This is a genomic window from Clostridium sediminicola, assembly GCF_050402865.1.
GTDB classification, from domain to species: domain Bacteria; phylum Bacillota; class Clostridia; order Clostridiales; family Clostridiaceae; genus Clostridium_AF; species Clostridium_AF sediminicola.
This window is the reverse complement of the sequence record NZ_BAABMF010000010.1, coordinates 137929-157252: the sequence shown is the minus strand read 5'-3', so window position 1 is coordinate 157252 and position 19324 is coordinate 137929. Positions and strand designations below refer to the sequence as shown.

General features: G+C 28.7%; 13 protein-coding genes. 7 read left to right on the top strand and 6 right to left on the bottom strand.

Annotation, left to right across the window (positions count from 1 at the left end):
* Window positions 1-346: 346 nt before the first annotated feature.
* Together ilvB and ilvN are read left to right on the top strand one after the other, a co-directional pair.
* The gene (gene ilvB / locus ACQ3F0_RS16390; protein ID WP_428866447.1) at window positions 347-1951 is read left to right on the top strand and encodes a biosynthetic-type acetolactate synthase large subunit; all 1605 of its coding nucleotides are present in this window, start codon (window positions 347-349) and stop codon (window positions 1949-1951) included.
* A gap of 10 nt (window positions 1952-1961) precedes the next feature.
* Window positions 1962-2447, top strand: coding sequence for an acetolactate synthase small subunit (ilvN, locus tag ACQ3F0_RS16385; RefSeq protein ID WP_428866446.1), 486 nt, complete (start codon window positions 1962-1964; stop codon window positions 2445-2447).
* A 104-nt stretch (window positions 2448-2551) separates the two neighbouring features.
* Here the strand turns inward: ilvN and ACQ3F0_RS16380 are convergent, their stop codons facing one another.
* On the bottom strand, window positions 2552-4348 hold the full coding sequence (locus ACQ3F0_RS16380) for a DUF4153 domain-containing protein (protein WP_428866445.1): 1797 nt from the start codon (window positions 4346-4348) through the stop codon (window positions 2552-2554).
* A 219-nt stretch (window positions 4349-4567) separates the two neighbouring features.
* On the opposite strand from ACQ3F0_RS16380, the gene ACQ3F0_RS16375 reads away from it, so the two are divergent.
* From ACQ3F0_RS16375 to ACQ3F0_RS16360, 4 genes are read left to right on the top strand one after another with little or no spacing between them, the layout of a single operon-like run.
* Entirely contained in the window at window positions 4568-6076 is a 1509-nt protein-coding gene (locus tag ACQ3F0_RS16375; RefSeq protein WP_428866444.1) for a spore germination protein, read from the top strand.
* A 26-nt stretch (window positions 6077-6102) separates the two neighbouring features.
* Window positions 6103-7260, top strand: a complete 1158-nt coding sequence (locus ACQ3F0_RS16370) for a Ger(x)C family spore germination protein (RefSeq protein WP_428866443.1) — start codon at window positions 6103-6105, stop codon at window positions 7258-7260.
* Between the two features lie 2 nt (window positions 7261-7262).
* A complete protein-coding gene (locus ACQ3F0_RS16365) occupies window positions 7263-7472 on the top strand; it encodes a hypothetical protein (protein ID WP_428866442.1) in 210 nt (69 codons plus the stop codon).
* Window positions 7473-7487: 15 nt separating this feature from the next.
* Window positions 7488-8570, top strand: a complete 1083-nt coding sequence (locus ACQ3F0_RS16360; protein ID WP_428866441.1) for a GerAB/ArcD/ProY family transporter — start codon at window positions 7488-7490, stop codon at window positions 8568-8570.
* A gap of 93 nt (window positions 8571-8663) precedes the next feature.
* Here ACQ3F0_RS16360 and recQ read toward each other — a convergent pair whose 3' ends face one another.
* Both recQ and ACQ3F0_RS16350 read right to left on the bottom strand, forming a co-directional pair.
* Entirely contained in the window at window positions 8664-10817 is a 2154-nt protein-coding gene (gene recQ / locus ACQ3F0_RS16355) for a DNA helicase RecQ (RefSeq protein WP_428866440.1), read from the bottom strand.
* Window positions 10818-10827: 10 nt separating this feature from the next.
* On the bottom strand, window positions 10828-12273 hold the full coding sequence (locus tag ACQ3F0_RS16350) for a DEAD/DEAH box helicase (protein ID WP_428866439.1): 1446 nt from the start codon (window positions 12271-12273) through the stop codon (window positions 10828-10830).
* 233 nt (window positions 12274-12506) lie between these two features.
* Here ACQ3F0_RS16350 and brnQ point away from each other — a divergent pair, with 233 nt between their 5' ends.
* Window positions 12507-13811 carry a branched-chain amino acid transport system II carrier protein gene (gene brnQ / locus ACQ3F0_RS16345; RefSeq protein WP_428866438.1) on the top strand — a complete coding sequence of 435 codons (1305 nt, stop codon included), beginning with the start codon at window positions 12507-12509 and terminating at the stop codon, window positions 13809-13811.
* Between the two features lie 108 nt (window positions 13812-13919).
* On the opposite strand, the gene ACQ3F0_RS16340 is transcribed toward brnQ, so the two are convergent.
* From ACQ3F0_RS16340 to ACQ3F0_RS16330, 3 genes are all read right to left on the bottom strand, one after another.
* Window positions 13920-14801 (bottom strand): YitT family protein, encoded by an 882-nt coding sequence (locus tag ACQ3F0_RS16340; RefSeq protein WP_428866437.1) that lies wholly within the window; start codon window positions 14799-14801, stop codon window positions 13920-13922.
* A gap of 226 nt (window positions 14802-15027) precedes the next feature.
* A complete protein-coding gene (gene gshAB / locus ACQ3F0_RS16335; protein WP_428866436.1) occupies window positions 15028-17373 on the bottom strand; it encodes a bifunctional glutamate--cysteine ligase GshA/glutathione synthetase GshB in 2346 nt (781 codons plus the stop codon).
* On the bottom strand, window positions 17360-19207 hold the full coding sequence (locus ACQ3F0_RS16330) for a diguanylate cyclase (RefSeq protein ID WP_428866435.1): 1848 nt from the start codon (window positions 19205-19207) through the stop codon (window positions 17360-17362). The genes gshAB and ACQ3F0_RS16330 overlap by 14 nt, the downstream gene beginning before the upstream one ends.
* Between the last annotated feature and the right edge of the window lie 117 nt (window positions 19208-19324).

The window sequence follows — 19324 nt, the reverse complement described above, 5'->3', positions numbered from 1 at the left end:
ATTTTTTTATCTTTAATTTAATTAAAAGCTTTCGTTTACGAAAGGTATCATGAACTTGTAATTTATCACTTGTAACTTGTCACTATAAATTTCGAACTTCTTCGCAATTTATATAAGCTGTGTGCCGCAATAGGCTCTTTCATATTTGAAGGAGGCGGTCTTTTTTTATAGATAAAAACCAATTATTTAACGTTATTTTGCTGTTTTGTGCAATTATTTTTTAATTATCTTTTAATAATGAAAAATTCTTGCTTTTTTAAAATATTACTTTTATGTATTATTTATATTTAACATTTTTAAGGGGGATTAAATTGATTAATTTTAATAAAAAGGGGAGGGAAAGCATATGAATGGTGCAGATGCTATTGTAAAATGCTTAGAAAAAGAAAACGTAACTAAAATATTTGGATATCCTGGAGTTCCTGTGGTTCCGCTTTATGAATCATTAAGAAAATCAAGTATAGAACATGTCTTAGTAAGACAGGAGCAAGCTGCAGGTCATAGTGCTTCCGGTTTTGCACGAACTACTAGAACTACAGGAGTATGTTTAGCAACTTCAGGTCCTGGTGCTACAAACTTAATTACTGCTGTTGCAACAGCTTATATGGATTCTATTCCTTTAGTAGTAATTACAGGACAAATTGAATCAAACTTAATTGGAAAGGATATTTTCCAAGAAGCTGATACTGTTGGGGCAACAGCTTCATTCACCAAACATAACTATATAATTAAAAATGCAAATGATATTCCTAGAATTTTCAAAGAAGCTTTTTATATTGCGGGAAGCGGTAGAAAAGGTCCTGTTTTGATAGATATACCTTTAGATATACAGAAAAAAGAAATTAATTTCGAATATCCAAAAGAAGTCAATATAAGAGGCTACAAACCTACCGTAGAAGGTCATAAATTTCAAATTAAGAAGGCTTTAAATAGAATAAAACAAAGTAAAAAACCTCTAATTTGTATAGGCGGTGGAATAGTTTTAGCAAATGCTGAAAAAGAGTTAGCAGAGTTTATAGATAAATCACATATACCTGTAGTCCATACACTTATGGCTAAGGATGGTGTTAGTTCAAAATCTTCCTATTACATGGGACTTGTTGGTACTCACGGTAATGTTCATGCCAATAGAGCTGTTAAAGAAGCTGATTTAATTATCTTAATAGGTACAAGAGTTGCAGATAGAGCTACTGGCGGTTCTAAGTTTGCAAAAAATGCAGATTTAATTCATATAGATATTGATCCTGCTGAAATAGGCAAAAACTTAGGAACCTCAATACCGCTTGTTGGTGATTCAAAATCTATTTTACACGAACTTAATAAAAATATTTCTATCCTCCAAACAGATACTTGGATAGAAGAAATTATCTCTTATAAAAAAGAATCAAAGAACTTTAATTTAGAGGGATATGTAAGTCCTAAATATGCATTAAATTTGTTATCTGATATGCTTGAAGATGATACTATAATTACTGCTGATGTTGGTCAAAATCAAATTTGGACTGCTCATCATTTTCATATCTTCGGTGAAAGAAGATTTTTAACTTCAGGTGGATTAGGTACCATGGGGTATTCTATTCCAGCAGCTATTGGCGCAAAAATGGGAAACCCTAACAAAAGAGTTATATCTGTATGTGGTGATGGTGGTTTTCAAATGAGCATGTTTGAACTTGGTACTATTCTTGCAAATGATTTAGATATTATTATACTATTATTTGAAAACAGCATACTAGGAATGGTTAATGAATACCAAAATAAAATCTATGGAAGTACTTATGGTATAGATTTACAAAAGAATCCTGATTTCATTAAACTATGCCAAGCTTATGATATTAAAGGAAAAAAAGTTTACAGAAATGAAGACTTAAAAGAAGTTATTGAAGAAGCTATGAATACTAAAGGTTCATATATTATAAATTGTGTTGTATCTAAAGACCAAAGAACCTTATAAGGAGGATGTTATGAATACTTATGTATTATCAGTAATAGTAGAAAATCAACCAAGTGTTTTAAGTAAAATTTCAGGACTCTTCAGTAGAAGAGGTTATAATATTCACTCATTAACAGTTGGACCTACAGAAGATCCTACATTATCGAGAATGACTATTGTAGTAAAGAGCGATAAATACCTTTTAGAGCAGATTCAAAAACAACTAAATAAATTAGTAGACGTTATAAAAGTAACTATTTTAGAACCTGAAAAATCAGTGTTTAGAGAACTTGCTTTAATAAAAGTTTCTGCTTCAGATCCTGCATCTAAATCATCAATTACTGAAGCTGTTAATGTATTTCGGTGTAATATTATTGACATGAATCCCAAAAGTATGACTATTGAAGTAATAGGAGATTCCGGGAAAATAGAAGCTTTTATTAATCTAATGCGGCCTTATGGTATAAAGAAAATAGCCAAAACTGGCTTAACAGCTTTAGAAAGAGGAACATGCTAAAAGAATATAAAATATATTTTATATTCAATAATAATGCTGACATTTAAATATTCTTCAAATTGAAAAAAAATAGTACTTTCCCTCTGGAAAAGTACTATTTTTTATTATTTAAACTTTACCAACATATATCCTTGAATAAAATTAGCATTAAGTTCATCCTCTGCAACTCCTCTAGAACCATCAATACCCGTAAATACAATTTTTACATCTGCCTTTTCGTTACCATTATATATAGTCAACTCCTGAAGGGGTATAGTCACTCTTTTTTCGCTAGTTCCATATTTTTTGTACAACCCCTTAATATGTTCTTTCAAATCATAAGTGTATAAATCTTCCCCATCTTTTGATAAACTTAAAATATTTTCTTCATTAACTATAACTTTTAAACTACCTTCTTCATTTTCGATTTTTTGAGTTAGTGTATCATTATACTTATTGAATCTAAACAATATATTATACCCTGTCACTTCAATAGGTTTTTCATCACTTCTAAAGTTAAAATAGCTTAAATTTACTCCACCTTTTTCATAGTATTCATCGAAACCAAAAGTCTCTTTCATATTCCCTCTTGTAAAATCATCAGGCAAATACTTTAAGTCGCTAAGTTCATGATTATTATCAAAGTAACTAATAATTCCACTTATCTCTTTTTTGTCTTCATCAATAATATTTAAATTTTTATTTACCACTATATTATTATCTAACATATCATATTTAGATAACATTTTATAGAATCGCTTATTTTGACTTCTTTGAGACACATCAAATGCACTCATTGGACCAACAACTGAAATGACAGATACAATTGCAAGACTTATAAACAACATTATATTATTTTTCCCTTTGTTAATATTAATAAAAATCATAGCAGAAGTGGCCCATAACCCAATTATTAATATAAAATATCTATTTTCTGTATACCCGAATTCACCTATCCGAATACCGATTGAAACAAACATCATAATTAACAATAGAAAAATCAATTTAGTATATATCTCTGTAAAAATTCTTACCCATTTATTAATACTTCTCAGTGGCCAAACAAGAAAAACTGTTGCTATTCCAACACCTGCATAAGATACTACAAGATAGGAAACTATACCCTTAGGAAACACTCTTGTAATTAAAATTTTTGCAAAATACAAATACAGTACTATTGTATAAACACTTATGATAGGCAAGACAATATATGCTAGCAATACCTTTAATACTTTATTATAATCTTCTTTTTCATAATTATTTCTATTACCTGGTAAACCATATAAAAAATAAACTGGAGCAAAAACAAACCATCCAAAAATCCAAGTATAGATATATAGATTCTCATTCATATCACTATATAGCAAATTCTCTATGGCAAATAAGATAGCCATTAACCCTAAAGCAAGAACTACTGTAAAAAAACAACTTATAATTAACCTAATGATTATCTTGTTTACATATATTTCGAAATTTTCTTTTTCATAAAAGTATGGTATACATATAAAACAAAGAACTAAAGCAAATGCTAAAAGGATCAACCTTACCATAGGAACCATGTCTGTATTAGGTAATAAAAACTGATAATATAAGAAAATCACAAGAATATCTCCTAACCAAACTCCCACTTTTACAATATTACTAAAGGTTTTCCCTACTCTTTCAAACAATAAACTTATACTAAGAGTAAATGGTACTCCTAGCAATAAAACCGCAATTACTCTATTCAATATTTCATCAATATCTCTTATCTGATCATAAGGAGTCTCTATACGATATACAAATATTGCAGCTATTACAAGAAACAAAAGTATCGTCAAAGGGAATCTATAAAAAGTACTGTAAATTGCATTCATACTATGTTTAGCCATTTCGCCAGGATTTAAGTTCAATCTAAGATTATTTTTAAAATTTTTACTCAAAATAAAAACCTCCTTAATAACCAATTTAATTATTTAATTTGATTATAACATGGTTAAACCAAAAAAAGTAAGATGATATAAAGTTTTACCACTTGTTTAAACTATTTGTATAAATCAATATGTATTAATATTTTAAGGATATTATTCGATTTTATGTAAAAAATATTATTAAGTATTAAAAGAGTGTTAGTTTTAATAAAAATAAAAAGGTGAGATTTTATGGAGAATAATAACAATAATAATACCTCGAATAATTTTAAAGAAAAAAATTTCAGCAATGATTATAAACTTACAACCTCTCTTCAAAGTAATGTTGATATATTTAAAAATAAAATATTAGCTAATGACGATTCCATTGTTTATAGATATTTAAAAAATAAAAAAACCGGCAAACAATTTTGTATAATTTTTGTTGAGAGCCTTATTAACTCAAGAGAAATAAATCAAAATATTATTGAACCACTAATACATGATCCTATGGATAAAATAGTAGAAAGCAATACTTTTCTAGATTATATTTCAGAAAAAGTCTTAACAACTAATAGTATCATGAGAACAAATTCTATTGATTTAGCTGTTAAGTCGATATTATATGGAGATACTTTGTTATTAATAGAGAATTTTGATGAAGTAATTTATATTAATACAAAGGACTGGGAAAGAAGATCCATTTCTGAGCCAGATGCTGAAGGCGCAATCAAAGGTCCTAGAGAAGGATTTGCTGAATCTATAAATACCAACATCTCCTTATTAAGAAGAAAATTAAACACCCCTGATTTAAAATTTAAGAATAGAGATATTGGTGGAGTTATAAAAACAAAAATATGTCTTTGTTACCTAGAAAGTTTAGTTCCTCAAAAAGCATTAGATGATTTGAATAGTAGATTAGATAAAATAAAAGCAGAGGGAATTTTAGGATCAAATTATATAGAAGAATCTATTAAAGACCATCCCAATTCTATTTTTAATACAATAGGTGGTACCGAAAGACCTGACACAGTTATGGGTAAATTACTAGAAGGTAGAATTGCATTAATATGTGATGGAACTCCTTATGTTTTGACAATGCCATTTATATTTCTTGAATATTTTCAAGTTAACGAAGATTATTATAGTAATTTTATTTATGGTTCAATCAATAGACTCCTTAGAATGTTTTCTTTTTTTCTTTCCACTAGTACACCTGCTATTTATGTTGCACTTACAACATTTCATCAGGAACTAATACCTACGCCGTTAATTATTAGTATCGCATCAGCTAAAAAAGAGGTTCCTTTTCCTACTATAGTTGAAGCAATACTTATGTTGATTGTATTTGAATTAATAAGAGAAACTGGTACGCGTTTACCTAAAAATATAGGTCAGGCAATCAGTATAGTTGGGGCACTTGTTTTAGGCGAAGCAGCTGTAAGCGCCACTTTAATAAGTGCACCTATGGTAATAGTAGTTGCTCTTACTGCAATAACTCAATTTGCATTGCCAAAGATGTCTCAAACTATAATCATACTACAGATGAGCCTGTTACTTATATCATCTTTTATTGGTTTATATGGTTATATATTTGGAGTAATTGGTATAAGTATATACTTATTTTCCATGAAATCCTTAGGGGTAGATTATATGTTAAAGTACGGTTCTCTAAATAAAAATGATTTAAAAGATGTTATTATAAGAGCTTCTGAAGAAAACAAAAATAAAAATAATAGATTTATCATATGGAAAAATTAATTCTAACTTAAAGGAAGTAATCTAAAATGAAATCTTTCAAAAAAAAACTATTTCTTTTTATTATGCTCTTGAATACTTTAACTTTATCATCCTGTTGGAACTATAGAGAAATAGATGATCTCGCAATTGTTGCAGGAGTAGCTGTCGATAAAGAAAAATCTACAGGTAAATATATTCTTACAATAGAAATAATGAATCCAGTAGAAGGGCAAGGAATGAATTCAAAACTTGTTAAAACTAAAGGAGATTCAGTTTTTGATTCATATAGACAAATTTTAAAAACATCTGGAAAAAAAGCTTATTGGAGTCATTCAAAGATTCTTGTTTTAAGTAAAGAGATAAGTAAATCTGATTTAATAACTATTATGGATCTTGTAAATAGAGACCGTGAAATGAGAGGAGATATGAAAATACTTGTTTCAAAGGAAGACACAGCAAGTAAAATATTATATAAAGCACATGAACCAGGTGCCGACGTAACTTCATTTAATATTGAGGAATCATTAAAAAATCAAAAACATGTATCACATTATAGTTCTATGAACATATGGGAATTCACAGAAGCACTCCTTGCAGAAGGCTATTCTCCTTTACTTCCTAGTATTGAAATAGAAGTTCAAGAAAAAGTACCATTTTATAAAATTTCAGGTAGTGTTGCATTTAAAGGAGATAAACAAGTTAACGGACTAAATGATACTGAGACAAAATGGGCTTTAATTGTTATGGATAAGCTAGAAGGTGGCTCAATAATAGTAGAAAGCAAAGTAGATGATGAGACCTATAAAAATACGTTAGAGATTTTTAAGAATAAAACTAAAGTTAAACCTGAGTATAAAAATGATAAACTTACTATGAATATCAATGTAGAACTTGATGTAGGTATTATTGAATTAAATAGACAAAAAGACTTTATAGAAGAAAAAGGAAGAATAATTCTACAAGAAGATGCTGAAAACTATATAAAAAGAAAAGTTGAAAAAGTTATAGAAAAATGTCAGAAGGATATAGAAAGCGATATATTTGACTTCTCAGGCATTATAATGAGAGAAATGCCCAAAGAATGGAAATATAAAATACAACCTAATTGGGAATATCACTTCAAAAAATTAGATACTCGTGTAGAAGTAAAAATCAACATTAGAAACAGTGGATTGATTTCAAAACCTATAGAGGTTGGTGAATAAAAATGTTAGTTTTTATTATAATAGTTGCATATATAATAATAATTTATTTCGATGGAATTCCTTTAATTAGAAGAGGCAAAAAAAAAGAAATGCTTTTATATAGTGTAATGATGACGGCATCTTTAGTATTAAGTATTTTGCTAAGTTTAGGAGTCGAAGTACCCAGTCCAGCTGTTTTTATTGAAAAGTTAGTTTCTACAGTTATTAAATAATTAGGGGATGTACATATGCAAAATAGTAATCTGACCTATAAACAAGCTATAATTTTGATTATTTTATTTATTTCAGGAAGTTCTACAATTCTTACTCCTGGAATAGAGGCAAAAAAAGATGTATGGTTAGCTATCCTATTAGCTATGATTTTTGCACTTCCTATCTTACTAATATTCGAAAGGTTCCTTTATCTATTTCCTGATAAAGACCTTTTTGATATATTACAAATTATTTTTGGCAAAGTTTTAGGTAAATTTTTTAGCATATTGTATATATGGTTTTCCTTCCACTTAGGTACCTTAGTTATATGTAATTTTGCTTATTTTATAGATATTGTAAGTTTGGATAACACCCCATTGATTATATTGACTCTATTTATAGCTATAATATGTATAGAAGCAGTAACCTTTGGTATAGAAATTATAGGTAGATGGGGGGAATTTGCTGTTGTTTTTTTAATAATTTCTATAAGTATTCCAGTTATATTGTTAATTAAAGATATGAATATAAATAACTTAATGCCTATACTATATGATGGCTTTACACCAGTATTAAAAGGAGCATTCTCAGTTTTTTCTTTTCCCTTTGCAGAGTTAGTTATATTTACTATGGTATTTACCAGTTTTAAAGAAAAAGAATCGCCTAAGATTTATAGAATAGGCCTCTTTTTAGGTGGAATACTGCTATTAATAACTTCCCTATCTGATATATTAATTCTAGGTGCAGACATAGCAGAAATTGATTATTTCCCTGCCTATACCACAGTTCGTAGAATTAAACTAGGCACTTTCATTGAAAGAATAGAGATATTAATTAGCATGATGTTTTTAATTGGAGGTATTACTAAAATCAGCATATGTCTTTTAGCAGCAAGTAAAGGAGTGACTAAATTATTTGGTTTTAAAGAATATCGATTCATAGTCACTCCTATAGGTATCACTATGAGTATTTTATCAACTTTTATTTATAAAAGTATCATGGAAATGTCGACATGGGCTTTGAAAGTATGGCCTTATTATGCTTTTATTTTTCAAGCTATTCTGCCGGTAATATTTTTTATTGCAGCTGAAATCTATGTTAGATTTAAAAAAGCATAAGCAAAAAAATTAACATATAAAAATTCAACTATGTCAAGAAGAACGATTGGCAATGCTATACAAAGAGTATTGAAGTGAAAACTTCAATACTCTTTACATAACTCCATACTTCACTAAACTTATCCAGAAAAATTCTACTTCCTCAGGTAACTTTTCCTTAACTGGCGTTAATTTATCTTCTTCGCAATTTTTTATTGCCTCAACTATCATAGGAATATAGTTTTCCGGAACTATTCTTTTAACATCCGTTTCCATTCCTTCTTGCAAAGACCTAATAATATGACTTTCAGCGGTTCTTTTCTTTAAGTCTCTGTCCTTTACTATTTCTTCAATAGACTTACCTTCATTAAACATCTCGAATGTTATAACATGACTCGGGGTTTTATCTGAGTTCTTTGATGAATCTATATTTAATACTTTTTCGCTATCAATCCCTTCCTTAAGCGGTTTTCTAAAGGAACTTATATCTATTTTCTTTTCTTCAACATATTCATTAATAGCTGATATGAAATCTTGACCATATCTTTCAAACTTTGCATTACCTACACCTTTCACATTTAGCATCTCAATTTTGTTTGTAGGCATATAAGTACTCATTTCTTTCAATGAAGCATCTGAAAACACAATATAAGGAGGTACATTTTCTTTTGAAGATATTTCTTTTCTTAAGCTTCTTAATAATTCGAATAATTCATTATCAGTAGATAATCGTTTTGTAGCTTTTACGGCCTTCATCTCAACTTTATCACCATTTTTTAAAACTCCCACTGCTTTATTGGTAAGTTTAAGCACTGGATATGCATCATTGGTCAAATTAAGATAATTATCCGCAGTTAATTTATTTATTATATCAACAATTTCTTTTTTAGTATGCTGTTTCATAATTCCATACGTTGACAACACATTTAAATTCCATTGTCGCAGTTTTTTATTTGTTGATCCTTTCAATACATCCGCTACCATTCCACTTCCATATCTTTGCTGCATCCTATAAATACATGAAAATATTTTTTGTGCTTCTAATGTAATATCTACAAGTTCACTGTCATCATTACAATTACTACAATTAGCACAATTATCAGTTTCTAATGTATCTCCAAAATACTCCAATATATACTGCCTTAAACATTTTGATGTATGACAATAATCCACCATAGCTCTTAACTTTTCATACTCATTAATTTTTCTTTCTGGGGACATCATACTTTCTTCAATAAAATAAGCTTGTAATTGTATATCTCTCGGTGCAAACAATAGTATACACTCTGCTTTTTCACCATCTCTTCCGGCACGACCAGCTTCTTGGTAGTAGGCTTCCATATTCTTTGGTATATTATTATGTATAACAAATCGAACATTTGATTTATCAATTCCCATCCCAAAAGCATTAGTAGCCACTACTACATCTATATCATCATATGCAAATTTATTTTGGGTTTCACTTCTTTCTTCATCACTTAACCCTGCATGATAAACTCCTGCTTTTATCCCGTTTTTAATTAATAGATTATAAATATTATCTGCTGCTTTTCGTGTGGATGTGTATATTATACCCGTCAAACCTTTATTCTTATCTAAATAATCTAAAATAAAACTTTCTCTATTCTCACCTTTTAATACTGTAAATGATAAATTTTCTCTATCAAATCCTGTAACATAGATACTTGGTTCATTTAGATTAAGTAAATTTATTATATCATTTTTTACTTTTTCTGTTGCTGTTGCCGTAAATGCCCCTACTATGGGACGCGGTTGTATATTTCTAATAAAATTAGAAACTTTTCTATAACTAGGCCTAAAATCATGACCCCATTGGGATATACAATGTGCTTCATCTATAGCTACAAATGAAATATTCATATTGCACAAAGTATCAACAAAATTCCTAGATTCTAATCTTTCAGGTGCAACATACACAAGTTTATAATCTCCTGAAAGAATTCTAAACATCCTATTATTTATCTCTGTGGTACTTAAAGTACTGTTTATAAAAGTAGCATTAATTCCAGCCTCTTTCAAACTATCCACTTGATCTTTCATTAATGAAATAAGTGGGGAAATTACAATGGTTATACCATCGAACAAAACAGCAGGAACTTGAAAGCACATTGACTTTCCTGCGCCTGTAGGCATTATTGCAACTACATCTCTATTATCTAGTACATCATATATTACTTCTTTTTGTCCTTGGCGAAAACTATCATACCCAAAATATGTTTTCAAAGCTTTTTGTGCATTTTCAATCATATTTTCACCTCTATTTTTTAATAATTTTTCCGCTCACAGTCTTCCCTTTTATTTTTGTATATTTTAGAGCTTTTATTACTATTTGACCTTTATTATTAAGTATATCAATATGTGTCATTGTATCCTGAACGTCAATTATACCAATATCATCAGGTAAAATTCCTTTTATATTTGAAATTGCCCCTAGAACATCACCTGGTCTAATTTTTTTCTTCTTACCAGAGTTTATTCTAATCTTTGTTATTCCTTTATTAATATTGGATTTATTTTCCTTTTTTATTCTTGGCCTAGACATTATTTTTTCGTGGAAAATCTCTTTAGCCTCTTGGAATTCGTCCTCTGTAGGCATATTATTTTTTTGTATTTCATAATTTAAATAATTTTGTAGTTCCATTAAAAATTTGTTTTCATAAGGAGTAACAAATGTAATAGCTTTACCACTTTTACCTGCTCTTCCAGTCCTACCAATTCTATGAACATAGCTTTCTTTTTCATATGGAATTTCATAATTCACCACATGACCAATATTATCTATATGAATTCCTCTAGCTGCAACATCGGTAGCTATTAAAAAATGAAATTCCCCTCTTTTAAATCTTTCCATAGTGTCTAATCTATCATTTTGTTCCATCCCGCCATGTAAGGCTTTGCAATAATACCTTTTTCTTTTCATTTTTTCTGTAACTAATTCAACTGTTTCTCTTGTGTTACAAAAGATTATACAGCTTTCCATTTTTTCTGTATAAATTAACTTATTCAAAAGCATAAATTTCATATCTTTTTCAATTTCATAACAAACTTGATTAATTTTTTCCAAAGTAGAATTTTTTGAACTTACTTCAATATTTTTAGGTTCAATCATATATTTATTGCATATATTTTTTATTTTTTCCGGTACTGTAGCGGAGAACAACATAGTAATTCTATCTTTAGGTAATTTATTTATTATATCCTCTACTTGGTCTACAAAGCCCATATTCAACATTTTATCTGCTTCATCGATAACTAAATGTTTTATTTCTTCAACATTAATATTTCCTCTTACTATGTGGTCCATAACCCTACCAGGTGTACCTACAATAACATGAACCCTTTGACGTAATTCTCTTTCTTGTATATGAACAGGCTGTTTACCGTAAACTGCTGCGCATCTAATTCTTTTAAGTCTGCCAATGTTTGAGATTTCCTCTTTTACTTGAACTGCTAGTTCCCTTGTAGGAGTTAAAACTAAAACTTGTGGATTTTTTTTCTCAATTAAAATTTTTTCACATAGAGGTATTCCAAAGGCTGCTGTCTTACCACTACCTGTTTGGGCTTTTACAACTATATCTTCACCTTTTACTGCATAAGGGATAACTTTCTCCTGAACTTCTGTAGGCTTTTCATATCCTAATTTTTTCAAAGCCTTTACCACTTCGCTATTTATTCCAAATTCTTTAAAACTTTTATTATTCACTTAAAACTTCCTCTCTTTTTATTCATCTAGAAGCAGTTCTAATTATAGCATATAAAAGGGCCAGCTTAAAAACTAATTCTACTTTTCTTTTGAAAATACGCATACTTCAAAGATTTTTTCAAAGAAACTTTATTGAATTATTTTAAACAATTGACTTTCTAAAGGTAAAATACTATAATCAACTATGTTTCCACAAAAGCTAAAAATACATAAATAATATGGAGGAAAATGAAATGCAGAAAAAAACAAAAGACGTTTTAGTATTAGGACTAGCTTTATTTGCAATGTTTTTTGGAGCCGGTAATCTAATCTTCCCACCAGCTTTAGGATTGATCTCAGGTAAGAATTGGATTATATGTGGTTTTGGATTCTTTCTTACAGCTATAGGAATGCCACTTTTAGGTATAGTTGGAATTTCTAAAGTCGGCTCAACTATAGATGATGTAGGTAACAAAGTTCATCCTGTATTCAGTAAAATTTTCGGTACTGTTATTATACTTGCAATTGGACCATTATTAGCTATACCCAAAACAGGTGCGACAACTTTTGAAATGGGTATAAAACCACTATTTCCAGAAATAAATGGAATTATCGTGTCTATTATTTTCTTTGCTCTTACACTTTATTTTGTTATAAAACCTTCACAAATTGTCGATAAAATCGGCAAAATACTTACACCTATGCTATTGTTGACAATGCTAATTATTATTGTCAAAGGAATCATCTCTCCTTTAGGTGCACCACTTACTGAAATGTCAATAAATCCTTTTTCCAAAGGTTTTACTGAAGGCTATCAAACTATGGATGCCCTTGCTTCTTTAGTATTTGGAGGTGTAATTTTAAGTGCTATTATAAATAAAGGCTATCAATCAGAAAAAGAACAAATTCGTTTAACAGTATCTGCAGGTGCCATTGCAGCTTTAGGACTAGCTGTTATTTATGGAGGTTTAATTTATCTAGGTTCTTCAGTAAATGGCGTATATCCTTCTGATATCGCTCAAACTGATTTATTGGTTGGAATAACAACTAGTTTACTTGGAGGTTTTGGGAAAATTGCGCTAGCAATTATTGTTTCATTAGCATGTCTAACAACATCTATAGGACTAACTGCTACTGTAGGTTCATATTTCAATAAATTAAGTAGAAATAAAGTGAGCTACAAAAGTATTGTTATTGCAACAGTTTTATTCAGTGGAATTTTTGCAAATATCGGTGTTCAAAAAATCGTAGTATTTGCAGTTCCATTATTGGTTACCGTATATCCAGTTGCGCTTGTACTTATAATAATGTGTGCATTGAATGATTTTATTCCAGATACAGCATATATCGGTGGAGTAATTGGCGCTTTAATGGTGAGTCTATATGATGGCTTTATGGCTACTGGTATAACTATTGGTTTCTTAGAAAATATTATTGTTTTCTGGGGAAATCTAATAAATAAAATCCCACTTGCATCTGCTGGCTTTGCATGGATTTTACCATCAATAATTCTTGCAGTAATTACTAGTTTAATCTTTAAAAGAAGGGCTACAGTTTAAGATACTGTGGCTTGTTGCAATTTGACCTATAATTAATAACAAACTCAGTAGACAGTATAGGAAGCTTTCCTATACTGTCTACTGTAACATATCAACTGTCACCTATTTTTATGAATCTTCAAGTAAAGTTTCAAACCCTACGCCTTCTCCCCACACTGAAATCACTGGAGACATATATACAAAAGCTTGCAAGTCTGTTCTAGATATATATGCTTTTATTAATGTTGCTTCTCTAGGAGTACAGATAGATACCAATTTTTTTCGTTTTTCATTAGTATATCCTCCCGTTATATCATAACTACTAACCCCTCTTTTTGCCTCATTAACAATAAATTCTCTAATTTTATCACTTTCTTTACTTATTATTTCTAATTTTACTTTTCTAGAACCAAAACCAAATAACACCAAATCTATGGTCTTTGCTAAAACAACTTGTGAAATTGCTGCATATAAAGCAGTATTTCTATCAAATACAACGCTTGAAAGTAGTATTACAGATACATCAGCAACGAGAATAATTTGACTTATACTAACAAAAGGCAAAATCTTCTTATGAATAATTTTTGCAATAGTATCTGTTCCTCCTTGTGAAAATCCTCTCCTCAATGTAATGCCTGCACCTATACCAATCAAAACCCCAAAATAAATACAAGCGAGAAATATATCATTTTCTACAAATAAAATATTCAACTTATCAAAAATAACAATAGTAGTTGGTAATAGAATCGAAAATACTATTATTTTTAGAGCTTCTTTTTTACCTAAAAATATATATGTTACTACCAAAACTAACAAAGATACAAAATAAAATATATATGTATAATTGATTCCTGTTATACTCTCAAGTATTATTGAAAGCCCTGTTAAGCCTCCTGCTATTAAGCCATTAGGCTTTAATATTGATGTTACTGCAAAAGCTATGATGCAGCAGGATAAAAGTATTACAATATAGTCAATAACTAAATCCTTTAAATTTTTATGTGTTTTCATAGTCCCCCTCCAAATCCATCTCTATATAAATTCCAATGCTAGTATAACTTATTTCTAAAAGTTTATAAAGAAATTTTTTCATTAGACTTTATAACTTAAAAGGTCGACATGTTATAAAGAAACCATACGCAAACAAAATCTATACAAGCACAAAATCTCAGGCATCAATGAGTTTTGTATTTGTATAGATTTAAAGTTGAAGTGATATGTCTATATGTCCACTTTATTAAAACCCTAATGCGTCTAGAATTTTATCTCCCAACTTACGATTTTTTCCTCTATATGGATAACAATGTATGTGTATAGCAGGATTGAAATTCAATTCAATTATTCCGTAATTTTCCTCTTTAAATTCTGTATTAATATCATTAATCATCATGTCAACCCCACAAATAGTTGCTCCTACCGCTTTAGCAGCTGCTACAGCAATTTCTTTGTATTCATCAAGAATATCATCTGTATAATCTATACTATCTCCACCAGTACTTATATTAGAATTTTCTCTTAAAAATACAGTTTCATTTAGTTTAGGAATGTAATTAAAATCTTTACCTCGTTCATGTAAAAACATCTCTTCTGCTTCCTCTAACTTGATTTTTTCTAGAGGCGTTTTATAACCTTTTCCTCTAAGAGGATCTTTATTTTTTTCTGCAACGAGCTCAGAAATATTTTTAACACCATCACCTGTTACATTTGCAGGCACTCTGTGTAATATTCCTACAACCTCATCACCAATAACAAATATTCTATACTCTTTTCCTGATATGAATTCTTCTATCATTATTGAATTATCATGATTAAAAGCAATATCAATTGCTCTTTCATACAATTCTCTAGTAAAGTTTTCTTTAAAAATTGTTATACCTAATCCAAAGTTTGTTGATTTTGGTTTGATAACTATTTTTCTATTCTTAAATAAATTGTAATCTTTCTTTGCACCATTGATGTTTCTATAATTTTGTCCCTTTGGAACTCTTATATTACTTTTTTCTAACATCATTTTGGTAATAACTTTATTTTCCATAATCAAAATAGAACTATAGGAATCTAATGATGTTTTTGTCGCTTGTTTTATATACTCAATCTTATTTCCTTTAGATAACATTATAAAATTCTCGTCTCTATCTATAACTTCTACACTTACCCCTCTCTTTATAGCATCTTTTATCAAGATTTGTGTAGACAACTCAAGGTCTTCATATCCAATTAAGTTAAACTCATTTTTATTAATAGCCTCTAACTCTTCCATTATTCTTTCCATATGAAATCCTAGGTATGAACTATCTTTTGTAGCATTAATCAATTTTGAGGATGGAATATTTTCTGAATCTAAAATTTTATTCCTTGCTTCATTAACTATCTTAGTTAATTTATCATCATTTAAGCCTATAAATGAAATCATTTCTGAAATTTCATTTAATATTTGAGACCCCATATCTTTCAAACTAACCTTCTCATTATTATCTTTATAAAGCATCAAGTCTTCTTGCCTACCAAAAGATGCAACTAATTCGTTATTTTGTAATGAGATAAGATAATTATCCCTATGATAATCATCTTCAGATTTAAAAAGTGAGTAAAGCATAAATAAATGAACAAAATAAAGAGTTTCCACATCAATACCAATTTTCATAAATGGATTTATATCTAAAACTCTTATTTCTAAATAATCAATCCCACCTTCAAGCAAATCTTTTAAGATATCATTGCCTTTTTTAGTTTTCAATCTTATATGGCTATAGTACTCTTTTGGGCTCTGTATATCTCCATTTGCAACTACTTTCCTAATATCATTCACGTATTCCTTTAAACTATTATATGATATTGATAAATCTTTTGAATTTTTATAACCATGAACACCATTTCTTAATGATATAGTATCTTTTACTATCATACTATCTTCATTAAAATTTTCTATGTCATTTATTTTTTTATCTTCATAACTTTTATGAACAATAGGACTTGCTCCAAAAAGATATATTAAAATCCATCCATATCTAAAAAAGTTCCTACTTATTTTCAAGTAAATTTCATCTTTAAATTCTCTAAAAGATTTATCTTCATTGATCTCACTATATAAGCGTTTTAATAAATCATCTTGGAAAGAAAAATTATAATGAATACCTGATATCAATAGTTTTTTCTTACCATATGTATTTGCTATATTCTCTCTATACTGCTTAGCTTTTCTACCAATATCACAATCTTCATATTTCGCAATTTTAATTTCATCTTCATTTGGTAATTTTGGTGGTGAACTTTGAGGCCATAAATACTCCTTTTTAATTTCTGCTGAGACAATTCGGTGAATATTTTCTAAGCAATTATAGCACTCTTCTATTGTATTAGATACAGGTGTTATCATTTCCACCTGGCTTTCAGAAAAATCTGTAGTTATATAAGGATTTTCTAATTTGCTCCCAAAAGCTTCAGGATGTATAGTATTTGCTAATTCTCCACTTTCATTTACTCTAACATTTTCTTTTTCTAACCCAAAGTTTCCTTTCATTAGATCATCTTTAATATTTAATTTTTTTATAATATGTAAGAAATCAAATTTATTTACGCTCATACTTCTGTCCTCCTCTAAATTCTAAATATGCCATTCTCTTATTTTCATACATCTTTTTATCTGCATCTTTGATTAACTCATTAAAGCTGATACCATTTTGGGGATAGCATGCAATCCCATAACTAAAGCTATAATTTAAAGAGATATTATTGAAACTCATTTTATCAGTTCTTAATTTTTCTAGTACTCTCTTTAATTTAAGAACTATTTCATTTTTATCATCATTATATATTAAAGCTACAAATTCATCTCCACCAAATCTTCCAATTATATCGCTACTTCTAAAGTTATCTTTTAAAATATTCGAAAAATTCTTTAATACTTCGTCTCCAATAATATGTCCAAAGGTATCATTGATGTTTTTAAATTTGTTTAAATCAAACAATATTAAGCAAAATTTTTCACTATACCTTTGAGATTTTTCGAGCTGATTTTCTAATCTTTCCTCAAAATATCTTCTATTATACACACCTGTAAGTTCATCATACCTTGAAAACTGAATCATTTTCTCATATAACAAACGTTTTTCGATAACCATAGCTATTTGAATTCTAAGATACTCCATAAATTCTTTGTCATTTTCATCAAATACATTATTTTTTTCACTATCTATATTTAATAATCCATACAATTTACCATTTACGATTATTGGTGAACTAATTGAAGATTTAACAAATATTTGACCCTCATTATCTAGTATTTTTGAATATTCTTTGAGTAGCAATTGCTCTATATTTTCAATAATTATAGTCTTTTTTATATTTCCATTAGTTTTTCTATATGTTAATGATTTGTTTAATGGAACACTAAATTTTTCTGCTAATTCTTTTGCATATCCTTTATGAGCTGAAAGTGTTAAGTTGCCCTCTTCATCAAGCAATAATACCGCTCCAATCCGAGCATTTTTTATAGATTTTAAAGCCTTCTCTAAAATAACATCAAAGAGAGTTTTTATGTTATCTATATCCATAATAGTATGTGTAATTTCTACTACCGACTGCTTTAAAGCTAGAAGATTATTTAATTTCTCTTCAGAATTTTTTCTATCAGTTATATCTATCATAACTCCAACAATTCCAATTGTTTTATCATTATCATCATCAAAAGTTGTTTTAATTATATTGCAAACATGGTCTGTATTATCAGCATGTCTTACCTTACTTTCATAAACTTGTTTTCCAGAGTTCATCATAAGCTCTTTATCGGCATTATAATAAATATCACCGTATTGATTAGGTGATATTTCTTTTGCTGTATGTCCAATGATCTCTTTTTCATTCATACCATAAAAATTTTTAAAGGCAGAATTGCACAGTCTATAAACACCCATATTATCTTTATAGAATATAGGTGTAGGAATAGTATCAATCAGTTTTTGCATAAACATAACATTTGATTCTAATCTATTTTCTTTTTTCTTAAATGAAGAAATATCTTGTATAATTCCTTTGAAATTTTTAAGTTTTCCATTAGAACTTTGATAAAACTTTCCATAAATATTAACCCACTTTTTTTCATTTCCTACAGTATTAATTTTCATTTCGAGATTCAAATACCCTATATGATTTGAGCTAAAAGAAAGCTTATCATATAATTCATTTCTAAATTCTTTACAAACAAACAAATCAATAAACTCACTAAGCCTATATTTATTATCTTTCTGGTCTATTCCTAGTGATTTCTCTAACTCTTTCCCAAGAATAATTCTGTTCTTTTTGTAATCAAACTCTATTCCGCCAATTAAATGAAGCTCATTAAGTAAACTAAAGTACTTGATAGAACTTTTTAGGTTTGTGATTTTACTGTAGATATTGGATAAAAAAGCTCGAAACATAACTTTTCCACTCCTCACATTTATGTATATACACATTATACCACAATTTAGGAATTTTCTAATATCATTATAATGTGACTTTTAATTCAACTTATTTCACTACAATAAAGTATATTA

Coding starts and splice junctions, on each gene's coding strand:
- ilvB (WP_428866447.1), top strand. CDS start 347: ATGAATGGTGCAGATGCTATTGTAAAATGCTTAGAAAAAGAAAACGTA.
- ilvN (WP_428866446.1), top strand. CDS start 1,962: ATGAATACTTATGTATTATCAGTAATAGTAGAAAATCAACCAAGTGTT.
- ACQ3F0_RS16375 (WP_428866444.1), top strand. CDS start 4,568: ATGGAGAATAATAACAATAATAATACCTCGAATAATTTTAAAGAAAAA.
- ACQ3F0_RS16370 (WP_428866443.1), top strand. CDS start 6,103: ATGAAATCTTTCAAAAAAAAACTATTTCTTTTTATTATGCTCTTGAAT.
- ACQ3F0_RS16365 (WP_428866442.1), top strand. CDS start 7,263: ATGTTAGTTTTTATTATAATAGTTGCATATATAATAATAATTTATTTC.
- ACQ3F0_RS16360 (WP_428866441.1), top strand. CDS start 7,488: ATGCAAAATAGTAATCTGACCTATAAACAAGCTATAATTTTGATTATT.
- recQ (WP_428866440.1), bottom strand. CDS start 10,817: ATGATTGAAAATGCACAAAAAGCTTTGAAAACATATTTTGGGTATGAT.
- brnQ (WP_428866438.1), top strand. CDS start 12,507: ATGCAGAAAAAAACAAAAGACGTTTTAGTATTAGGACTAGCTTTATTT.
- ACQ3F0_RS16340 (WP_428866437.1), bottom strand. CDS start 14,801: ATGAAAACACATAAAAATTTAAAGGATTTAGTTATTGACTATATTGTA.
- gshAB (WP_428866436.1), bottom strand. CDS start 17,373: ATGAGCGTAAATAAATTTGATTTCTTACATATTATAAAAAAATTAAAT.
- ACQ3F0_RS16330 (WP_428866435.1), bottom strand. CDS start 19,207: ATGTTTCGAGCTTTTTTATCCAATATCTACAGTAAAATCACAAACCTA.